The sequence below is a fragment of the Micromonospora sp. CA-240977 genome, assembly GCF_050942285.1.
Taxonomy (GTDB): domain Bacteria; phylum Actinomycetota; class Actinomycetes; order Mycobacteriales; family Micromonosporaceae; genus Micromonospora.
Genome location: NZ_CP192055.1, coordinates 1962966 through 1980605, shown reverse-complemented (window position 1 = coordinate 1980605; position 17640 = coordinate 1962966). Strand labels below are relative to the sequence as shown.

The 17640-nt window shown below is 72.9% G+C and carries 16 protein-coding genes; 7 read left to right on the top strand and 9 right to left on the bottom strand.

From position 1 onward, the window contains the following. Positions 1-5: 5 nt before the first annotated feature. The 6 genes from ACQPWW_RS09245 to ACQPWW_RS09220 form a co-directional block, all read right to left on the bottom strand. On the bottom strand, positions 6-815 hold the full coding sequence (locus ACQPWW_RS09245) for an endonuclease/exonuclease/phosphatase family protein (RefSeq protein ID WP_433131045.1): 810 nt from the start codon (positions 813-815) through the stop codon (positions 6-8). 20 nt (positions 816-835) lie between these two features. After that, positions 836-2326, bottom strand: coding sequence for a phosphatase PAP2 family protein (locus tag ACQPWW_RS09240; protein WP_433131043.1), 1491 nt, complete (start codon positions 2324-2326; stop codon positions 836-838). Between the two features lie 69 nt (positions 2327-2395). Beyond that, a complete protein-coding gene (locus tag ACQPWW_RS09235) occupies positions 2396-3397 on the bottom strand; it encodes a YihY/virulence factor BrkB family protein (RefSeq protein WP_433131041.1) in 1002 nt (333 codons plus the stop codon). Further along, entirely contained in the window at positions 3390-4394 is a 1005-nt protein-coding gene (locus ACQPWW_RS09230) for a diacylglycerol/lipid kinase family protein (RefSeq protein ID WP_433131039.1), read from the bottom strand. Before ACQPWW_RS09230 ends, ACQPWW_RS09235 begins: the two co-directional genes overlap by 8 nt. A 94-nt stretch (positions 4395-4488) precedes the next feature. Continuing rightward, positions 4489-5073, bottom strand: a complete 585-nt coding sequence (locus tag ACQPWW_RS09225) for a Clp protease N-terminal domain-containing protein (protein WP_433134238.1) — start codon at positions 5071-5073, stop codon at positions 4489-4491. Next, a complete protein-coding gene (locus ACQPWW_RS09220) occupies positions 5073-5309 on the bottom strand; it encodes an HTH domain-containing protein (protein WP_007457155.1) in 237 nt (78 codons plus the stop codon). Before ACQPWW_RS09220 ends, ACQPWW_RS09225 begins: the two co-directional genes overlap by 1 nt. A gap of 153 nt (positions 5310-5462) precedes the next feature. Here ACQPWW_RS09220 and ACQPWW_RS09215 point away from each other — a divergent pair, with 153 nt between their 5' ends. The 6 genes from ACQPWW_RS09215 (at position 5463) to ACQPWW_RS09190 (ending at position 13717) form a co-directional block, all read left to right on the top strand. Continuing rightward, positions 5463-6362 carry a DUF1963 domain-containing protein gene (locus ACQPWW_RS09215; RefSeq protein ID WP_433131037.1) on the top strand — a complete coding sequence of 300 codons (900 nt, stop codon included), beginning with the start codon at positions 5463-5465 and terminating at the stop codon, positions 6360-6362. Between the two features lie 189 nt (positions 6363-6551). Beyond that, the gene (locus ACQPWW_RS09210; RefSeq protein WP_433131035.1) at positions 6552-7412 is read left to right on the top strand and encodes a universal stress protein; all 861 of its coding nucleotides are present in this window, start codon (positions 6552-6554) and stop codon (positions 7410-7412) included. Positions 7413-7479: 67 nt separating this feature from the next. Then, positions 7480-9873, top strand: coding sequence for a phosphoketolase family protein (locus tag ACQPWW_RS09205; RefSeq protein WP_433131033.1), 2394 nt, complete (start codon positions 7480-7482; stop codon positions 9871-9873). 10 nt (positions 9874-9883) lie between these two features. Then, positions 9884-10729 carry a universal stress protein gene (locus ACQPWW_RS09200; protein WP_433131031.1) on the top strand — a complete coding sequence of 282 codons (846 nt, stop codon included), beginning with the start codon at positions 9884-9886 and terminating at the stop codon, positions 10727-10729. A gap of 213 nt (positions 10730-10942) precedes the next feature. Then, positions 10943-11944: an Acg family FMN-binding oxidoreductase gene (locus ACQPWW_RS09195; protein ID WP_433131029.1), complete on the top strand. Its 1002-nt coding sequence runs from the start codon at positions 10943-10945 to the stop codon at positions 11942-11944. Between the two features lie 96 nt (positions 11945-12040). Further along, positions 12041-13717: a GAF domain-containing protein gene (locus ACQPWW_RS09190; protein WP_433134236.1), complete on the top strand. Its 1677-nt coding sequence runs from the start codon at positions 12041-12043 to the stop codon at positions 13715-13717. A gap of 45 nt (positions 13718-13762) precedes the next feature. Here the strand turns inward: ACQPWW_RS09190 and ACQPWW_RS09185 are convergent, their stop codons facing one another. Beyond that, the gene (locus ACQPWW_RS09185; protein WP_433131027.1) at positions 13763-14401 is read right to left on the bottom strand and encodes a response regulator; all 639 of its coding nucleotides are present in this window, start codon (positions 14399-14401) and stop codon (positions 13763-13765) included. A gap of 227 nt (positions 14402-14628) precedes the next feature. Here ACQPWW_RS09185 and ACQPWW_RS09180 point away from each other — a divergent pair, with 227 nt between their 5' ends. Then, the gene (locus ACQPWW_RS09180; RefSeq protein WP_433131025.1) at positions 14629-15705 is read left to right on the top strand and encodes an Acg family FMN-binding oxidoreductase; all 1077 of its coding nucleotides are present in this window, start codon (positions 14629-14631) and stop codon (positions 15703-15705) included. Here the strand turns inward: ACQPWW_RS09180 and ACQPWW_RS09175 are convergent. Both ACQPWW_RS09175 and ACQPWW_RS09170 read right to left on the bottom strand, forming a co-directional pair. Further along, positions 15630-16280, bottom strand: a complete 651-nt coding sequence (locus tag ACQPWW_RS09175; protein WP_433131023.1) for a TOPRIM nucleotidyl transferase/hydrolase domain-containing protein — start codon at positions 16278-16280, stop codon at positions 15630-15632. The genes ACQPWW_RS09180 and ACQPWW_RS09175 overlap by 76 nt on opposite strands. Before the next feature lie 222 nt (positions 16281-16502). Continuing rightward, positions 16503-17495, bottom strand: a complete 993-nt coding sequence (locus ACQPWW_RS09170; protein ID WP_433131021.1) for an NAD-dependent epimerase/dehydratase family protein — start codon at positions 17493-17495, stop codon at positions 16503-16505. Between the last annotated feature and the right edge of the window lie 145 nt (positions 17496-17640).

The following is a 17640-nucleotide window of genomic DNA, read 5'->3' as shown; positions in this document are numbered from 1 at the left end:
ACGCCTCAACCGCCGGTTGCGGCCGGGCCGAGGTCGAGTGTGGTGAGCAGCGGATAGTGGTCCGAGGCGCGGTCCGCCGTTCCGCCCCGGACCACCCGGCACTCCCGCGTCCGCTCCGCCACGTCGCGCGTGCCGAGCAGGTAGTCCAGTCGCATTCCGGCGAACTCGGCCCCGCCGAAGCGGGTGGGCACGGTGTGGCCGTCGGCCTCCGGCGCCCCGAGGTTGCACGACGGCCAGAGGTCGACCAGGTCGGCCGCGAGCAGCCGGGCGATCGCCCGGGTGTCCACGGCCCCACCGAAGCGGCGCAGATGCCGCCGCCGGTAGAGGGCCGGCATCCCGGCCAGCCGCTCGGTGTGGTCGACGCTCGGGTCGAGCGAGTTGAGGTCACCGGTGACGACTGTCAACGGTCCCCGGGCCCGTCGCACCGCCCGGACCAGCCAGTCGGCCTCCATCCGCCGCCGTCCACCGGAGTACGGGTACAGGTGGGCGCCGAGCACGGTGAGCGGGCCGGCGGCGGTCGCCACCACGACGCGGGCGGCGGCGTGGTGGAACGGCCGGCGCAGCGGCCCCGCCTCGACGACCTGGTACGGCGGCCGGACCAGCACCGCCACCGGCTGCCCGAGACAGGAGCGGGCCAGGTGCGGCGTCATCCCCACCCGACCCGCGACGGTGGCCATCAGCCCGTCGCTGTCGAAGCCGCGCAGTTCCTGGAGGGCCAACACGTCCGGCGCCTGCTCGTCGATGACCCGGACCACCTGCTCCAGCCGGTCGGCGCCGCCGCGGTCCCGACCGCCGGTGCGGATGTTCCAGCTCATCAACCGCAGCACTGTGGCGCTCAGTCGGCTCGGCCGGCGCGCGCCAGCTCGTCGTCGAGGGTGTCCACGTCCTCCGACTTGATGGCCGGTTGGTTGCCTTCCTTCAGGTCGGCGTTCGGGCGGACGACGAGGTAGAGCAGCCCGATCCAGAGCGCGGAGAGTAGGATCGCGCCCATGAAGTCGGTCGGGTGGTGCATGCCCCGGTACATCCGGGAGGTGGCCACCCCGACCGGCATGATCACGGCCAGCGCCACGAAGATCCAACGCCACCACCGGTGGGTACGCGGGAACACGATGAGCGTGATGGCCAACCAGACGCAGATGGTGGCGGCGATGTGCCCGGACGGGAACGACGAGGTGGGCATCTGCCCGTCAAGGTTCTCCACCGGTGGGCGGGGTCGGTCGACGGCCCGCGCCGAGGCGAGGAACAGGGTCAGCTCCCCCACCATCGCCAGCGCCACGAACAGCACCGGACGCCAGCGCCGCCACACCGCGAGCACCAGTGGGCAGAACACCAACGAGATGATCAGGATGGCGTGGGTGTCACCGAACTTGCTCCACCACCAGCTCACGTCGGTCAACACGTCGGTGTGCCGCTCGGCGAACCAGCGCGGCACCTCGGTGTCGAGGGTGTCGAAGAAGGTGCCCTTGGCGTGATAGCTGACGTACATGCCGAAGCCGTACAACGCCCCGAACACGAGCACCCAGCCCACAAGCAGCTCGGCCACCGCCGAACGGGGGTGGGCCAGCACGTGCTCCTCGGCCGGGGCGGCGGCGATGTCGTGCCCGGCCTCCGGCTCCAGGCCCTCGGTCAGCGGCGGCACCGGCCGCCCGCGCTCGCGCCGCCACAGCCGGAACGCGTACGCGGTGACGCCCAGCCAGGCCGCGCCGAGCAACCAGCCGGCCAGCACGTCGGAGATGAAGTGCACGCCCAGCGCGATCCGGGTCAGGCCGACCACCGCCACCAGCACGCTGACACCGACGATCGCCAGCTTGCGCCAGCGCGGCGCCATGGCCGGCAGGAACACCAGCAGCAGCGCCCCGTACGCGACGAACGAGCCAAGCGCGTGCCCGCTCGGGAAGCTGTTGCCCGGTGCGCTGGCGACCGGCACGTCCACGACCGGGCGGAGCCGACCGACGAGCGTCTTCAGCGACGGGTCGAGGATCAGGCCACCGACCCCGGTGATGATCAGGTAGACGGCAAGCCGTGGCTGTTTCCGAATCAGCAACCCGATCACGGCGACGCTGATCAACCAGATGAGGATCGGCCGACCACCCAGGTCGGTCACCGCCTGTAGGACGGTGACCAGCGCGTGGTGCGGCGCGACGAGCCCGTTGAACCACTCGGCGGCGGCGTGGTCGGCGTCCTGCAACGGGCTCCACCGCACCCGGACGAGCAGCAACAGCAGCCCGAAGGCCACCCCGGCGCCGGTGACGGCCGCCAGACCGGCGATGCTCCGCTCGGCGAAGTGACCGATCGGACGTCGCGCCATCTCCTTGACCGCGGTCACCCCGCACCTCCCTTTTCTGTCTGGCGAGGCGCTTTACCCGATCCGCGTCCGTCGTACACGCCGGCGCCGCTAGAGCGCCGTCATGTCTCCGGTGTCGAGCAGCTCGGCGCGGTCCGTGTCGGGCTCCCAGAGGTCTGGTTGGGCCGGCTCCCGTACCCCGATGCGCAGCGCCTCCAACTGGGCGGCGAAGGCCAGCCCGCCGAAGAGCGCCATCCCGGTCAGGTTGGCCCAGAGCAGCAGCGCCATCATGCCGGTCAACGCGCCGTAGGTCTGCCCGAAGCCGTCGCTGAACCGCACGTACGCGGCGAGCAGCAGGCTGGCCAGCCACCACAGGACCGTGGCGATGCCGGCGCCGAAGAACAGCCAGGACAGGCCGGGCTGGTTGCGTCGTGGCGCCTGCCGGAACAGCACGGCCACGGCGACGACGGTCAGGCCGAAGCTCAGCGGGAAGCGGACCACGTCCCAGATGCCGTTGGCGACCGCACCCCACTCGTAGTGCTCGCGTACCGAGTCGCCCATCGCGCCGCCGCCGACCAGGATCAGGAAACCGGCGAGCGCGGGCAGGCCGGCGGTGACGGCCAGCACCGCGGCGCGGAGGTACTTCGGCAGCGCGGGGCGGTCCCGTTCGACGCCGTAGATCCGGTTGGCACCCCGTTCGATCTGGGCCATGGTGGTGGTCAGCGCGAACAGACCGGTGAGCAGACCGAGGGTGAGGGCCAGCTCTCCGGCGTCCTCGACGCGTTCGCCCTCGCCCAGCAACTCGGCGACCATCTGGGCGCTCTGGCCCGGGGTGAGCGCCAGGACCGTGTCGGCCACCACCTGACCGCCCTCCTCGACGCCCAGTTCGCTGATCAGGCCGGTGAGGGCGATCAGGAACGGCACCACGGCGAGGCAGAGTTGCAGCGCGAAGGCCCGCGAGTGGCTGAACCCGTCGCCGTAGCGGAACCGGATGAAGGCGTCCCGCAGCAGCTGCCAGGCGCTCTGCCGGCGCAACGTGTGCCAGGCGTCGTCGGCGGACAGCTCCTCGTCGGCCATCAGCCGGGTCTCCGGCACGATCCGGGTGCTACTCACGGCGTGCCTCCTTGATCAGCTGCTCGCCCCGCTCCCCGGCGCCTTCGGCATCCACTGCCAGGTCGGGTGCGTCCTGGGGCTGCGGTACGCAGAGCCATAGTGCCTGCGGCCGGATCTGCGCCGCCAACTGCCGGCCCGGGGAGATGAGGTCGCCGTCCAGTTCCCTCGGCTGCGCCCGGTTGCTGGTGATCATCACGCGCCGGCCGCGGAACACCTCCATCCGCGGCACCTGGCCACTGCGGCGGATCACCGCCCAGCCGAGCGCCAGCCAGTGCCGCAGGTTGCGCGGGGTGAGCACGGCCACGTCGAGCCACCCGTCGTCCGGTTCGGCCTCGGTCAGCAGGTGCACACCGCCCTGGAGCCGGCCGACGTTGGCGATCAGGACCGACCGGGCCCGTCGGCGTACCGGGGGACGGTCGTCGATGCGGATCTTCACCCGCATCGGCCGGTCCCGCAGGTGGCGGGCGGCGCCCATCACGTACGCCGGCCAGCCGATGCGGGCCTTGGTGGTCTCGGAGGTGGCGGCGAGCATCTGGGCGTCGAAGCCCATGCCGGCCATCACTGTGAAGTACTGCTTCTCGACGGCGCCGACGTCGAGCAGCCGTCGTCCCCGTTCGATGGCGACCTGCAACCCGGCGGCCAGGTCGGTGCTGAGCCCGAGGTTGGCGGCGAGCAGGTTGCCGGTGCCCTGCGGCAGCACGGCGAGCGCCACGTCGGTGCCGACCAGCGCGCTGACGCAGGACATCACGGTGCCGTCGCCACCGCAGGCGAAGACCAGGTCGACGCCGGACTTGACGGCCTGCTCGGTCTGGCCCCGGCCCGGGTCCTCGACGGTGGTCTCGTGCCACTCCGGCTCGGGCCAGCCGGCCGCAGCGAGGGCGTCGTTCACGGTACGGCGCAGCTCGTCGAGATCGTCGACCTTCACCGGGTTGACCACCACGGCGGAGCGCAGCCCACCGTCGCCACCCGAGGGTCGCCTGTCCTGTCCAGCATCCACGGGCGCCAGTGTGCAGCACCGGAGCGGCTTCAGCGACCCAGCGGGGGGCGCGCGTCGAAAGTGCCACAGAGAGGTTTCAACGCGAGCGCACCCGTCAGGCCGCCGCCCGCAGCGCGCTCTCCACCCGTCGGCGCAGATCGTCGAGGTCGATGCCGGACTCGGTGAGCACCAGCGCGCCCAGCCCGTGCCCCTCCCGGAGCACCCCGAGCAGGATGTGCTCGGTGCCGATGTGCTTGTGGCGCAGGCGCAGCGCCTCCCGCAGGGACAACTCCAGCGCCTTCTTCGACCGGGGCGAGAACGGGCCGCCGAGGTACCGCCGCCGTCGGCGACCCCAGCGGCCGCGCGGTGCCGGCACGGCCTCGCGCAGCGCGTCCGGGCCGAAGGACTCCTCGATGCGGGCCACGATCGCGGCCAGGTCGATGCCGATCTCCCGCAGGGCCGCCGCGTCGGCGTCCCCGAGGCCGGAGCCGCCGCTGGAGGTGTGTCGGCGGACGCGCTCACGCAGGTCGTCGGCGCGTACGCCGGCGTCGGCGAGCACTCGGCTGGCCAGGCCGGCGTCGTCGTCGAGCAGGGCGAGCAGCAGGTGCTCGGTGCCGACCGGCCGTTGCCCCTCGGCCCGCGCCTCCTCCAGCGCCCGGCGCACCACGCCGCGCGCCCGGTCGGTGAACCGTTCGAACATCACGCCTCCCAGGATGAGTTGACCGCCGGTCGCCCAGCGTGCTTCTTGTGCACCGCCTGCCGGCTGACCTCGAGCGCGTCGGCGATTTCCTGCCAGGACCAGCCCTGTCGACGGGCGTTGTCCACCTGGACCACCTCGAGCCGCTCGAGCAGCCGGCGCAGCGCGCGGACGGCGCGCAGCCCGACCCGGGGGTCGGTGCTGCCGGCTGCCGCCGCGAGTTCTGTCGCCTGACTCATGCCGTCAACATACGTTGACAGCGCACCTCGTGTCAACCCCGGTTGACGCGCCCCTGGTCGGGGCAGGCCCTGCGGCAGCGATGCCGATGACAGCGCGTGCGAGCCATGGGGCATCCGGTCGCCGGGCTCGTCCACGTGGCACCATGTGGCGCTATGGATCATGAGGGACAGCTTCGTCGTGCAGCGCTCGCGTTGGGCATCCCGGACGACGAGGTCAGCCGGTTCAGCCAGCACCTCCGCCTGTCGATCCGGTTGAGCGGAGGCCCCAGCGGTGTTCCGGTCGGTCAGTTCGGTGGGTTGCCCCGGCTGCCGGTGGGCATGGACTGGCCGTCCGACGGGGTCGATCCGTTGCCGTTCATCTTCTCGGTCGACTGTGCGGCGCTGCCACGAGTCGACGGCTTCGGCCTGCCGGCAGACGGCTCGCTGCTGTTCTTCCTGAACCAGGAGCAGGCCGCTGCCACCGGGGAGCGCAGGTACGGGCGGGTCGTGTACGTGCCGGCGGGCACCGATACCGAGGTGGCGGCGGCATCCGCCGACCACGCGGTCGTCGACGAGCAGTACGACGTCAGCGCCACGCTGCGCGCGGAGTTCCCCGAGTGGTTCGGGGTGGGCGAGGACGACGAAGACGAGGACGAGGACGAGGACGAGGACGACCTGTCGCCCTTCCAGCAGCAGGTGGCCCGTGACCTCGAGCGTGACCTGCCGCACCTCGACGAACTCTGTGCGCTGGCCAACGGACTCTGGCCGCCCGACGACGGGTACACCAGCGCCTACCTCGGCGGGTACGCCGACCCGGAGGTGATCAAGGGTTTTGCGGAGCAGACCCTCGCCTGGCGCGAGAAGACCGGCGAGATCGTCATCCCGGTCGCGAAATGGTATTCCCGGGTGGAGGAGGAGACGCACCGACTGACGACCGAGTGGGTGTCGCTCGCCCGCTTTCCCGTGGACAACGAGCTCTATTACCGCAGTGACGGGCGTTTCGTGATCCGTCACGACGACCTGGCCGCCGGTCGGCTGGACGAGGCGCTCTCCATGGCTGAGTTGATCCCCTAGCGCACCGGCGGCACCGGATACGGCCACGATCAGCGTTGCCGCCGCTGCTGGTCGGCTGGCCGCCCGCCCCGGATCAGCTTCGCGGGGAGCCCGCAAACCCCACAATCGGCCCGCAATCGTGACCATCCGACTACCCTCGGTCAGGGACAGCGTGGTCGTGCCGGGCGCGACGCCCGGGAGGTGATATCGATGGCCGCAGCCAGCGACGCGGCGGTGCTGGTCGGCCTCGGCTCGGATCTCGACCTTCCGGTCGTCGAACAGGCCGCGCAGGAAGCCGCCGCGCACGGCCGGCCGCTGCACCTGCTGCACACCTTCGACTGGCACGCGGCCTTCGCCGCGGACAGCGTCGCCGGACCCCGCGACCGGGCCGAAGAGCTGCTCATCCGGGCCGCCCAACTGGCCCACCAGGCCGAACCCGGACTGACAGTGGGCAGCGAGATCGTCGAGAGCGCCATGCTGGCCACCCTCATCCGCCGGTCGGAGACGGCCTTCCTGCTGGCGGTGGGCGACAGCGGGATGGCCGGCAGCGGCCAGTGCGTACCGGCCGAGACGTCCGCCGTGCAGTTGGCCGCACGCGCCGGTTGCCCGCTGCTGGTGGTCCGCCGCGAGCCGCCGCCGCAGGGCCCGGTCCTGGTCGGCGTGGACGGCTCGCCCAGCTCGCACCTCGCGCTGCAGTGGGCGGTGGAATGCGCGGCCCGCCGGGACGCCCGCCTGCTCGCCCTGCGGGTGGTGGAGCAGGACGAGGACACCGACGCCGTCGCCGAGCAGCTCAGCGAGGCGGTGGCCCGGCATGCCGGCCGCAACGGCGCGGTGCCCACCGAGTGCCGAGTCGTCCGCGGCGATCCCGCGCAGGTGCTCATCGACACGTCCCGCGCGACGCAGGTGGCGCTTGTCGCCGCCCGCGGCGACGAACCGGGACGAGCGATGCTGGGCGCTGTCGCCCAATCCCTGCTCTACCACTCCCCCGCACCGGTGGTCGTCGTCCGTGGCCTGGCCGAGGCGCCGCTGACCGGGCCGGACGCCCGGCCGGCGCGGGACCAACGGCCCTGACCCGAGGCGTTCGCGGCGGTGAAGCTGGACGCCGGACACCCCACTCCTACCCGCGAGAGGCAGCCTGATGGACACCGCTCTCGACGTGCGACGCGCTCTCACCGACGACGAGCTGCGCCGGCTGGACGCCTACTGGCGCGCCGCGAACTACCTCACCGTCGGGCAGATCTACCTGCTGGGCAACCCGCTGCTGCGGGAGCCGCTGACCCCCGACGACATCAAGCCCCGGTTGCTCGGGCACTGGGGCACCAGCCCCGGGCTCAACCTCGTCTACGCCCACCTCAACCGGGTGATCGTGGCGCGTGACCTCAACGCCATGCTGGTCACCGGCCCCGGGCACGGTGGCCCGGCGATCGTGGCCAACACCTGGCTGGAGGGCACCTGGTCGGAGCGCTACCACGATGTTTCGCGCGACGAGGTCGGGATGGCCAAGCTGTTCCGCCAGTTCTCCTTCCCCGGCGGCATCCCCAGCCACGTCGCGTCGGACGTGCCGGGCTCCATCCACGAGGGCGGCGAGCTGGGGTACGCGCTGAGCCACGCCTACGGCGCGGCGTTCGACAACCCGGACCTGGTGGTGGCCTGCGTGGTCGGCGACGGCGAGGCGGAGACCGGGCCACTGGCCGGCAGTTGGCTCTCCGACGTCTTCCTCAACCCGGCGCGCGACGGGGTGGTGCTGCCCATCCTGCACCTCAACGGCTACAAGATCGCCAACCCGACGGTGCTGTCCCGGATCCCCGAGGCCGACCTGCTCGACCTGATGCGCGGGTCGGGCTACCAGCCGTACGTGGTGGCCGGCGACGACCCGGCCGTGGTGCACCGCTCGCTCGCCGCGACGATGGACCGCGCCCTGGACGAGATCGCCGAGATCCAGCGGCGGGCCCGTTCCGGTGGAGTCGTCGAACGCCCCCGCTGGCCGATGATCATCCTGCGTACGCCGAAGGGGTGGACCGGCCCCAGCGAGGTGGACGGCATCCAGGTGGAGGGCACGTACCGCGCCCACCAGGTGCCGCTGTCGGGGGTCCGCGACAACCCGGCCCACCTGGCCGAGTTGGAGCGGTGGCTGCGCAGCTACCGGCCCGAGGAGCTGTTCGACGCCACCGGCGCGCCGGTGGACGAGCTGCGGACGCTGCCACCTCGCGGAGATCGGCGGATGAGCGCCAACCCGGTCACCAACGGTGGCGTGGTGCTGCGCGACCTGACCCTGCCCGACTTCCGCGACTACGGCGTGGACGTCCCCGAACCGGGCCAGCCGGTGGCCGGCGCGACCGGGGTGCTCGGCCCGTGGATCCGCGACGTCATCAGCGCCAACCCGGAGACGTTCCGACTGTTCGGCCCGGACGAGGTCGCCTCCAACCGGCTGGGCGCGGCGTTCGAGGTGACCGGCCGGGCGTGGGTCGCCGCCACCCTTCCCGGCGACGACCATCTCTCCCCCGACGGCCGGGTCATGGAGGTGCTCTCCGAGCACCTGTGCCAGGGCTGGCTGGAGGGCTACCTGCTGACCGGCAGGCATGGCATCTTCACCAGCTACGAGGCGTTCATCCACATCGTCGACTCGATGCTCAACCAGCACGCCAAGTGGCTGAAGGTGACCCGGGCCATCCCGTGGCGGCAGCCGATCGCCTCGTTGAACTACCTGCTGTCCAGCCACGTCTGGCGGCAGGACCACAACGGCTTCTCCCACCAGGACCCCGGCTTCATCGACCACGTGGTCAACAAGAAGGCCGAAGTGGTGCGGGTCTACCTGCCGCCGGACGCGAACACCCTGCTCGCCACGATGGACCACTGCCTGCGCAGCCGGCACTACATCAACGTGGTGGTGGCCGGTAAGCAGGCGGCGCCGAACTGGCTGACGATGACCGAGGCGATCCAGCACACCCGACGCGGCCTGGGGATCTGGGAGTGGGCAAGCAACGACGGGGGCATCGAACCGGACGTGGTGCTGGCCTGCTGCGGGGACGTGCCCACCCTGGAGACGTTGGCCGCCGTCGAGTTGCTCCGCCAGAACCTCCCGGACCTGCGGGTGAGACTGGTCAACGTGGTCGACCTGATGCGACTACAGACGGACACCGAGCACCCGCACGGCCTGACCGACAACGAGTTCGACACCATCTTCACCGAGGACCGGCCGATCATCTTCGCGTACCACGGTTATCCCTGGTTGATCCACCGACTGACCTACCGCCGCAACAACCACGACAACCTGCACGTACGCGGCTACAAGGAGGAGGGCACCACCACCACCCCGTTCGACATGGTGATGCTCAACGACCTGGACCGTTTCCACCTGGTCATCGACGTCATCGACCGGGTACCCGGGCTGGCCGCCAGCGCCGCGCACCTGCGGCAGCGGATGGTCGACGCCCGGCAGGCCGCCCGCGACTACACCCGCCGGTACGGCGAGGACGACCCCGAGGTCGCCGAGTGGCGTTGGGTCCGCGAGACCGACCCGACCAACCCCTGAGGAGGACGACGTGCGCGACGCGGAGATCCTGGTCGGCTACGACGGCTCCACCGACGCGTCGATGGCGGTGGACTGGGCGCTGGAGGAGGCTCGGCACAGCGGCCAACCGGTGCGGCTGGCGTACGTCTTCGAATGGCTGACCGTGGCCGGCTGGGTCGGTCCGGGCGTGGCGCCCGGGGTCTGGCCGGACGAGACCGCCCGCCGGCAGGTCGAGGACCTGGTCGGCAAGGCCGCGGCGGACGCCGCCGCCACCCATCCCGGGCTGACGATCACCGGCCAGGTGTACGACGGACCACCCGCCCTGGTGTTGCAGGAACGCTCGGCTGAGGCCGGCGTGCTGGTGCTCGGCAGCCGGGGCCACGGCGGATTCGGTGGCCTGCTGGCCGGGTCCACCGCCGTGTCGGTGGCCGCCCACGCACACTGCCCGGTCGTGGTGGTCCGCGACGGGACGGCCGGTGGACCGGACGACCCGGTGGCGGTCGGGGTGGACGGTTCGGAGCCGTCGCTGGTGGCGCTCGGCTTCGCGGCCGAACGGGCGGCCCGCCGGCAGGTGCCGTTGCGCGTGCTGCACGCCTGGACTCCGGGCCCCGGCGGGGCGGCCGGGGTGCCCGACGAGCGGGCCGCGGTGGAGCAGGCGCTGGAGCCGTGGCGGCGAACGTTTCCCGAGCTGAGCATGTCCGTCGACATGATCCCGGGCAGCCCCGCGGCGATGCTGATCGAGGCGAGCCGGTCCGCGCAGTCGGTGGTGGTCGGCAGCCGGGGCCGGGGTGGGCTGGCGGGGATGCTGCTCGGCTCGGTCAGCCAGCAGGTGATCCAGCACGCCAACTGCCCGGTCGCCGTGGTCCGGGAACGCTGACCGCGCGGAGATCAGCTGGCCGGCGGCTGCCGGTGACCGTGTCCGCCGTCGGACGACCTGACGGGCCGGACACCGGGCAGCTCACCGGTGGGCGCAACGACCCGGCGGCCCGGGACCTACGGCCCCTGTGGAACGGCATCGGCTGCCACAGGATGGTGGGGAAGCCACCCACCCGCCCCGCCGAACGGCACGGCGGGCAGAGACGGAGAGATCGTGACGACAAGTCAGGAAAGCCGGCTGACCACCGCGCTGGCGGAGGCCGCCGTCACCGCCGGCCACGCCCCCTCGGTACACAACACCCAACCGTGGCGCTGGCGGGTGCTGCCCGACGCGCTGGAGCTGCGCTCGGTGGCCGACCGACAGCTCGCCGCCAGCGACCCGGACGGCCGGCTGCTCGCGATCAGCTGCGGCGCCGCCCTGCACCACGCCCGGCTGGCGCTCACCGCCGAGGGCTGGCGCACCGCGGTGCAGCGGCTGCCCGACCCGGGCGACAGCGAGCTGCTGGCCCGACTCACCGACCTGAGCCGGACGGCGGCAGACCCGGACGCCATGCGGATGGTGCAGTGCATGCGGGTCCGGCACACCGACCGGCGGCCGGTCAGCGACGAGTCGGTGCCGGCCGAGGCGATCGAGGCGATCACCCAGGCGGTCGGCGCGCAGGGCTGCCGGTTGCAGATCCTCGACCGCGACCAGGTGCTGGACCTGGCCGCCGCCGCCGGGCACGCCGACACGGTCGAGGCCGAGGACCCGGAGCTGCGCGCCGAGCTGGCGTACTGGACCAGCCGTGCCGGCGAGGGCACCGGCCTGCCGCCGGAGGTGCTGCCCGAGCAACCTCCCCTGACCACCGTCCCGGGCCGGGACTTCGGCCGCCCCGGCAGTCTGCCGATCGGTCCCGGCCACGACCGCACGGCCGTGTACGCGGTGCTGCACGGGGACGAGGACGAACGGGACAGTTGGCTGCGGGCCGGCGAGGCGCTCTCCGCCGGTTGGCTGACCGCCACCCGGCTCGGCGTGTCGGTGGTGCCGCTCAGCGCCGTGGTGGAGGTGCCCGGCACCCGGCAGACCCTGCGTCAGCTGCTCTCCGGGCTCGCTTTCCCGTACCTCGTGCTGCGGTTGGGCATCGCGGACCCGGCGCACGCGGGCCCGCCGCACACGCCGCGGCTGACCACCGCGCAGGTGGTCGACACCTCCGCGGTCGCCGACGGGCACGGCTGAGGGCCTGGCGGTGACGGCCGCCGGCGCTACCATCGCCCGGTGACGAGCAGCGCGCCGCATCCGCGTCCGGAACCGTCGGCGACCCCGTCGCTCGGGCTGAGCCCGCTGTCGCGGGTCCGCCTCGACGAGTTGCTCCACGAGATGCTGGACCGGGTCGGCGAGGTAGTCACCAGCCGGGAGCGGCTGCGTGCCCTGCTCGACGCGGTGGTCGGCATCGGCACCAACCTGGATCTGCGCACCACCCTGCAACGCATCGTGCAGGCGGCCTGCGAGCTGGTCGGCGCCCGGTACGGCGCGCTGGGCGTGGTCGGCCCGGACCGCCTGCTGCACGACTTCATCGTGCACGGCATCACCCCCGAGCAACACGCGCGGATCGGCGACCTGCCGCACGGGCGGGGCGTGCTCGGCCTCCTCATCGACGACCCCCGGCCGCTGCGCATGCCGGACATCACCCAGCACCCCCGCTCGTACGGCTTCCCGGCCAACCACCCGCCGATGCACAGCTTCCTGGGCGTGCCGGTACGGATCCGCGACCAGGTGTTCGGCAACCTCTACCTGGCCGAGAAGCAGGGCGGCGCACAGTTCACCGAGGACGACGAGGAGATCGTCGTCGCGCTCGCCGCCGCCGCCGGTGTGGCCATCGAGAACGCCCGCCTGTACGCCCTGGCGCACCGGCGGCAACGCTGGCTCGCCGCCACCGCCGAGATCACCGCGGTGCTGCTCGGCGAGGTTCGCCGTACCGACGCGCTGGCGTTGGTCGCCCGACGCGCCCGGGAGGTCGCCGAGGCCGAACTGGCGCTGGTGCTGCTCTACGACACCGACGCCGCGCAGTTCACCGTCGAGGTGGTCGACGGCGTCGACGAGCAGGCCCGGGTGCTGGTCGGCACGGTCCTTCCGGCGGCCGACACCAGTTTCGGCGCGGCGATCGCCGCGGGCCGACACGACCAGGTGGACGACCTGGCGCACGCGGCGCCGTGGCCGGCGCTGCTGCACAGCGGCCCGGCGGTGATCTCGCCGCTGGCCACCGCCGACACCCTGCACGGCGTGCTGATCGTGGCACACCGGCCCGAGCGTGGTGGCGTTGCCAGCGAGGAGGACGTGGCCCTGCTGGGCGGCTTCGCCGGTCAGGCGGCGCTGGCCATGGAACGGGCCCGCGGCCAGGAGGAACGGGAGCTGCTTGTGGTCCTGGAGGACCGCGAACGCATCGCCCGCGACCTGCACGACGTGGTGATCCAGCGGCTCTTCGCCACCGGTCTGCAACTACAGAGCGCCGCGCCGATGGTGACCCGCCCCGAGGTCGCGAAACGGATCAACGCCGCCGTCGACGATCTGGACGCCACCATCCGCGACATCCGCCGGACCATCTTCGAGCTGCGTACGCCGATGACCGCGGCGCTACGCACCGAGATCCGTGAGGCGATCGAGGTGGCCGCCGAGTCGTTGGGTTTCCGGCCACACCTGGAGCTGACCGGGCCGGTGGACAGCGCCGTCCCCGACGCCATCCGCCCGCATCTCACCGCCGTGCTGCGCGAGGCGCTGTCGAACGCGGTCCGCCACGCGCAGAGCACCCACGTCGACGTCGCCGTACGCGTCGAGAGCGGACAGGTCACCGTCACCATCACCGACGACGGAGTGGGTTGTGACCCGAGTGCCGCCCGGGGTGGCCTGGTCAACCTGCGTCAACGCGCCGACCGCCACGGCGGCACGTTCACGATCAGCCCGGTCGAGCCGCACGGCACCGAGCTGCGCTGGACCGCGCCGCTGCGCGACTGACCCGCACGGATCGCGCCGCTGCGCGACTGACCCGCACGGATCAGGTCAGGGCGTCTTGCCGAGCAGGCGGGTCGCCAGGACGGCGGCCTGGGTACGGCGCTCCAGGCCCAGCTTGGCCAGCACGCTGGAGACGTAGTTCTTCACCGTCTTCTCCGCCAGGAACATCCGCCCGGCGATCTCCCGGTTGGTCAGCCCCTCCGCCACGTACTCCAGGATCCGCCGCTCCTGCTCGGTGAGCGACTTCAGCTCCCGCGGCTCCTCCACGCCCTTGCGGATGCGTTCCAGCACGCGGGCGGTGACCGCCGGGTCGAGCAGCGACTGCCCGGCGGCGACCCGGCGCACCGCGTCGACCAGGTCGGTGCCGCGGATCTGCTTGAGCACGTACCCGGCGGCACCCGCCATGATCGCCGCGAACAGCGCCTCGTCGTCCTCGTAGGAGGTGAGGATCAGGCCCTTGATGGACGAGTCGACGGCGCGGACGTCGCGGCACACGTCGATGCCGTTGCCGTCGGGCAACCGTGCGTCGAGGATCGCCACGTCGGGGCGCAACGCCGGGATGCGGCGGGCCGCCTCCTGCGCCGAGCCGGACTCGCCGACCACCTCGATGTCGCCGCCACTCTGCAACAGGTCGGCCAGGCCCCGGCGGACGACCTCGTGGTCGTCGAGGAGAAACACGCGGATCATCATTCGTTTCTACCCGCGCCACCCGGCGGGCGCACGGGCCGAAGGTCCCGACCAGGCCGGGCGGACGTCCGACGCTCCCGCCGGGCAGCATCCGCGAGCAGGGGCGGTCGGGCCCGAGGGATCGGGACGTCCGGCCCTGCTCGACACCCACCCGCCGGGCGGACCGTAGGGGTGGCCGGCCGTCGCGGTACCGCCCACGGCCGACCCACCGGGAGAGGAGCACCGCCATGGACATCGGCTACACCGCGGACCAGTTGCGGGCCGCCACCGTCGACGCGGTCCGAGCACCGTCGCTGCACAACACCCAGCCGTGGCGGATGCGGCTGCGCGACGGCGGGATCGAGGTGCTGACCGACCCGACCCGGCGGCTGCCGGCGACCGACCCGAGCGGCTGGGGCGTACGGATCGCCTGCGGCGCCGCCCTGTTCAACCTGCGACTCGCGTTGGCCGTGGCCGGCGTCCCGGCCCGGGTGCGGCTACGCCCGGACCCGGCCGAGCCGGACCTGCTGGCCCGGCTGGTGCCGGACATCGCGCGCCGGCCGACCCCCGCCGAGCAGAGCCTGCACGCTGCCATTCCCCGCCGGTTCAGCAACCGGATGCCATTCTGGCCGGACCCGGTGCCGTCCGACGCGCGTTGGCGACTGGGTGAGGCGGCCCGCGCCGAGGGGTGCTGGCTGGAGCTGCTGATCGGGGTGAGCGCGGTGACCGCGTTCGGCGAGATCGCCCGCGGCGCACACCGGGTGCTGGAGCGCGACCCCGCCTACCGGGAGGAACGACGGCAATGGCTGCGTCGGGAGCCCGCGCCCGACGGCGTGCCCGCCGCCGCCGGCGGCCCCCAGCACGAGCCACAGGACGTGCTGCCGACGCGGGGCTTCGGCGGGCGGGACCGGGCGCCCGGACGGGACTTCGAACCCGAACCGCTGGTGGGGGTGCTCGGCTCGGTCGGCAACACCGCCATCGACCAGGTGGTCGCCGGGCAGGCCCTGCAACGGGTGCTGCTCACCGCCACCGACTCGGGTTTGAGCGTGTCGATGCTGTCCCAGCCGATCGAGGTGCCCACGGCGCGGGAGCAGTTGCGGCTGTCGCTGGGACGGTTCGGCACGCCGCAGATGGCGCTACGCGTCGGGTACGGCCAGCCGGGCCGGCCCACCCCGCGGCGGCCGGTCGACGAGGTGCTGGACATTGACTGTCGTGAAGACGTCGTCGACCCACCCTCGAGATCGTGGGATCAGCCGGCGAGCAGCCGGTCCAGCGGGCGGGGGACGGCGCCCGGGTCGAGGGCACCCACCAGCGCCTCGGCGTAGCGGGCCTTGCGGCCACTCATCGTGCCCAGGAAGCGACGCAGTTGCCGCTCGACCGACCGACCGCGCTGCGCGGGCTGGTTCTGGAAGACCCGGAACCGGGCCAGGTCCCGCTGCGCCGCGATGACCCGCTCGACGCCGTCGCTGCCGAGCGCCCGGATCAGCTCGTCCTCCAGGTCGGTGACGCAGACGTGGAAACCGAGCGCCTCCATCGCCGCCCGGGTCCGGGCGGCACCGAGGCCGGCCTCCTCCAAGCCGCGCCGGAAGAAGTCCTCCTCGGCCTCGTCGCACAGCCCGCGTACGGTCACGGCGAGGCCCTGCGCTCCGCAGAGCCGCAGGTATCGGCGGGCGCTCATGGCGCCACCGATCGGCACCACGCACACGCCCTCGGCCGCCAGATCACGGTGCCGCCGCTCGGCCAACGCCTCCACCGCGCGCCTGTCGCTGACACCCTCGACGAGCACGACCGTCCGCAGACCGACGGCCAGGTCCCGGGCCGCCGCGCCGGCCGCCGTGGCGTCGGGACCGCCGGCCGCCCAGGCGTGTACGGCGGCTCGGAAGCGGTCCGGGTCTCGCACGGACCAGAGTCTCGCAACGAGCGGCCCACCGCGCCACCGGATTGTCGACGGTCGGCGTGCTCGCAGGCACCACGGCTCGTCACCGACCATGCGACACCCGCGACGCGCGCACGTCGTACCCCGGATCTGGTGGGTTGGGCCGGGCAGCGACGCCGGCCGCGCCGTCCCCTGCACCGCCCGCATGCCACCTGCCCAGTCGCGGTGGGCCGCGAACGCCGAGGCTCAGCCGGCGAGCACGGCGGCCTCCCGGGCCGGGTCCAACCCGATCGAGCCGCGCAGCGGTCGCCCGGCACGCGGCGGAACCGCGCCGACCTCGCCCAGCCAACGCCAGGTGTCGTCGACGGTCTCGGCCACCGGCCGGCAGGTCAACCCGGCGGCCAACGCGCGGGTCACGTCCTGCTCCAGCAACCCCCGGTACGGGTGGCCGATCGGCATCCAGATCGGCAGGTCGCTCCACGGCTGCACACCGGCGGCAAGGAGCGACGCCGGATCGGTCCAGCGCAGCCGGGCGTTGGCGCCGGTGGCGGCCACACACGCGTCGAGCAGCTCACCCATCGTGGTCTGCCCGGGGCGACCGACCGCGTTGAACGTGCCGCCCAGCCGTCGGGCGCCCGCGTCCAGCATCCACCCCACCAGGTCACGGACGTCGACGTACTGCACCGGCAGGTCGGCCGGCCCGGGGGCGAGCACGTCCCCGCCCCGCTCGATCCGCCGTAGCCACCAGGGCAGCCGACCGATGTCCTCCCCCGGGCCCAGGATCAGACCGGCCCGGGCGAGCAGCGCACGCTTGCCGAACACCTCCCGAACGGCACGCTCGGCGCCGGCCTTGAGCTGCGGATACTCGCCGTCGGTGGAGCCGGGGTCGGCGTCCACCACCGGAGAATCCTCGTGCAGCCCCGTCGCGGCGTGGTCGGTGTAGACCGACCCGCTGGACACGTACACGTAGTGGCCGACCGCATCGACCAGAGCGCGGGCGGCGTCCCCGGCAGCCCGCGGCGCGCCGTCCCAGGTGTCCACCACCACGTCCCACTCGCCGCCCGCCAGCGCGGCCAGGCCGTCCGGCGCGGTCCGATCACCCCGCAACCGGTGTACGCCGGGCGGTACCGACCCGTGCAACCCCCTGTTGAACACCGTCACCGACCAGCCCCGGCGCACCGCCTCGGCGACCGTGGCCCCGCCCACGAAACCCGTACCACCCAGCACCAACAGTCGCATGCGCTCCACCCTGCCGGCGGCCCGCAAAGGACGACACCCCTGTTCACCGGTAGCGGATCTGCCCGTGGCAGAACCACGAGGTGCGTGACGGTCGGTGGCAGGCCCTCGTCCAGGATGCAGGAAAGCCGTTCAGGGGCATGGTCAA

Bases quoted from the DNA above. Each gene is read 5' to 3' on its own strand.
- ACQPWW_RS09245 (WP_433131045.1), bottom strand. From the start codon at position 815: ATGAGCTGGAACATCCGCACCGGCGGTCGGGACCGCGGCGGCGCCGAC.
- ACQPWW_RS09225 (WP_433134238.1), bottom strand. From the start codon at position 5,073: ATGTTCGAACGGTTCACCGACCGGGCGCGCGGCGTGGTGCGCCGGGCG.
- ACQPWW_RS09220 (WP_007457155.1), bottom strand. From the start codon at position 5,309: ATGAGTCAGGCGACAGAACTCGCGGCGGCAGCCGGCAGCACCGACCCC.
- ACQPWW_RS09215 (WP_433131037.1), top strand. From the start codon at position 5,463: ATGGATCATGAGGGACAGCTTCGTCGTGCAGCGCTCGCGTTGGGCATC.
- ACQPWW_RS09210 (WP_433131035.1), top strand. From the start codon at position 6,552: ATGGCCGCAGCCAGCGACGCGGCGGTGCTGGTCGGCCTCGGCTCGGAT.
- ACQPWW_RS09205 (WP_433131033.1), top strand. From the start codon at position 7,480: ATGGACACCGCTCTCGACGTGCGACGCGCTCTCACCGACGACGAGCTG.
- ACQPWW_RS09185 (WP_433131027.1), bottom strand. From the start codon at position 14,401: ATGATCCGCGTGTTTCTCCTCGACGACCACGAGGTCGTCCGCCGGGGC.
- ACQPWW_RS09180 (WP_433131025.1), top strand. From the start codon at position 14,629: ATGGACATCGGCTACACCGCGGACCAGTTGCGGGCCGCCACCGTCGAC.
- ACQPWW_RS09170 (WP_433131021.1), bottom strand. From the start codon at position 17,495: ATGCGACTGTTGGTGCTGGGTGGTACGGGTTTCGTGGGCGGGGCCACG.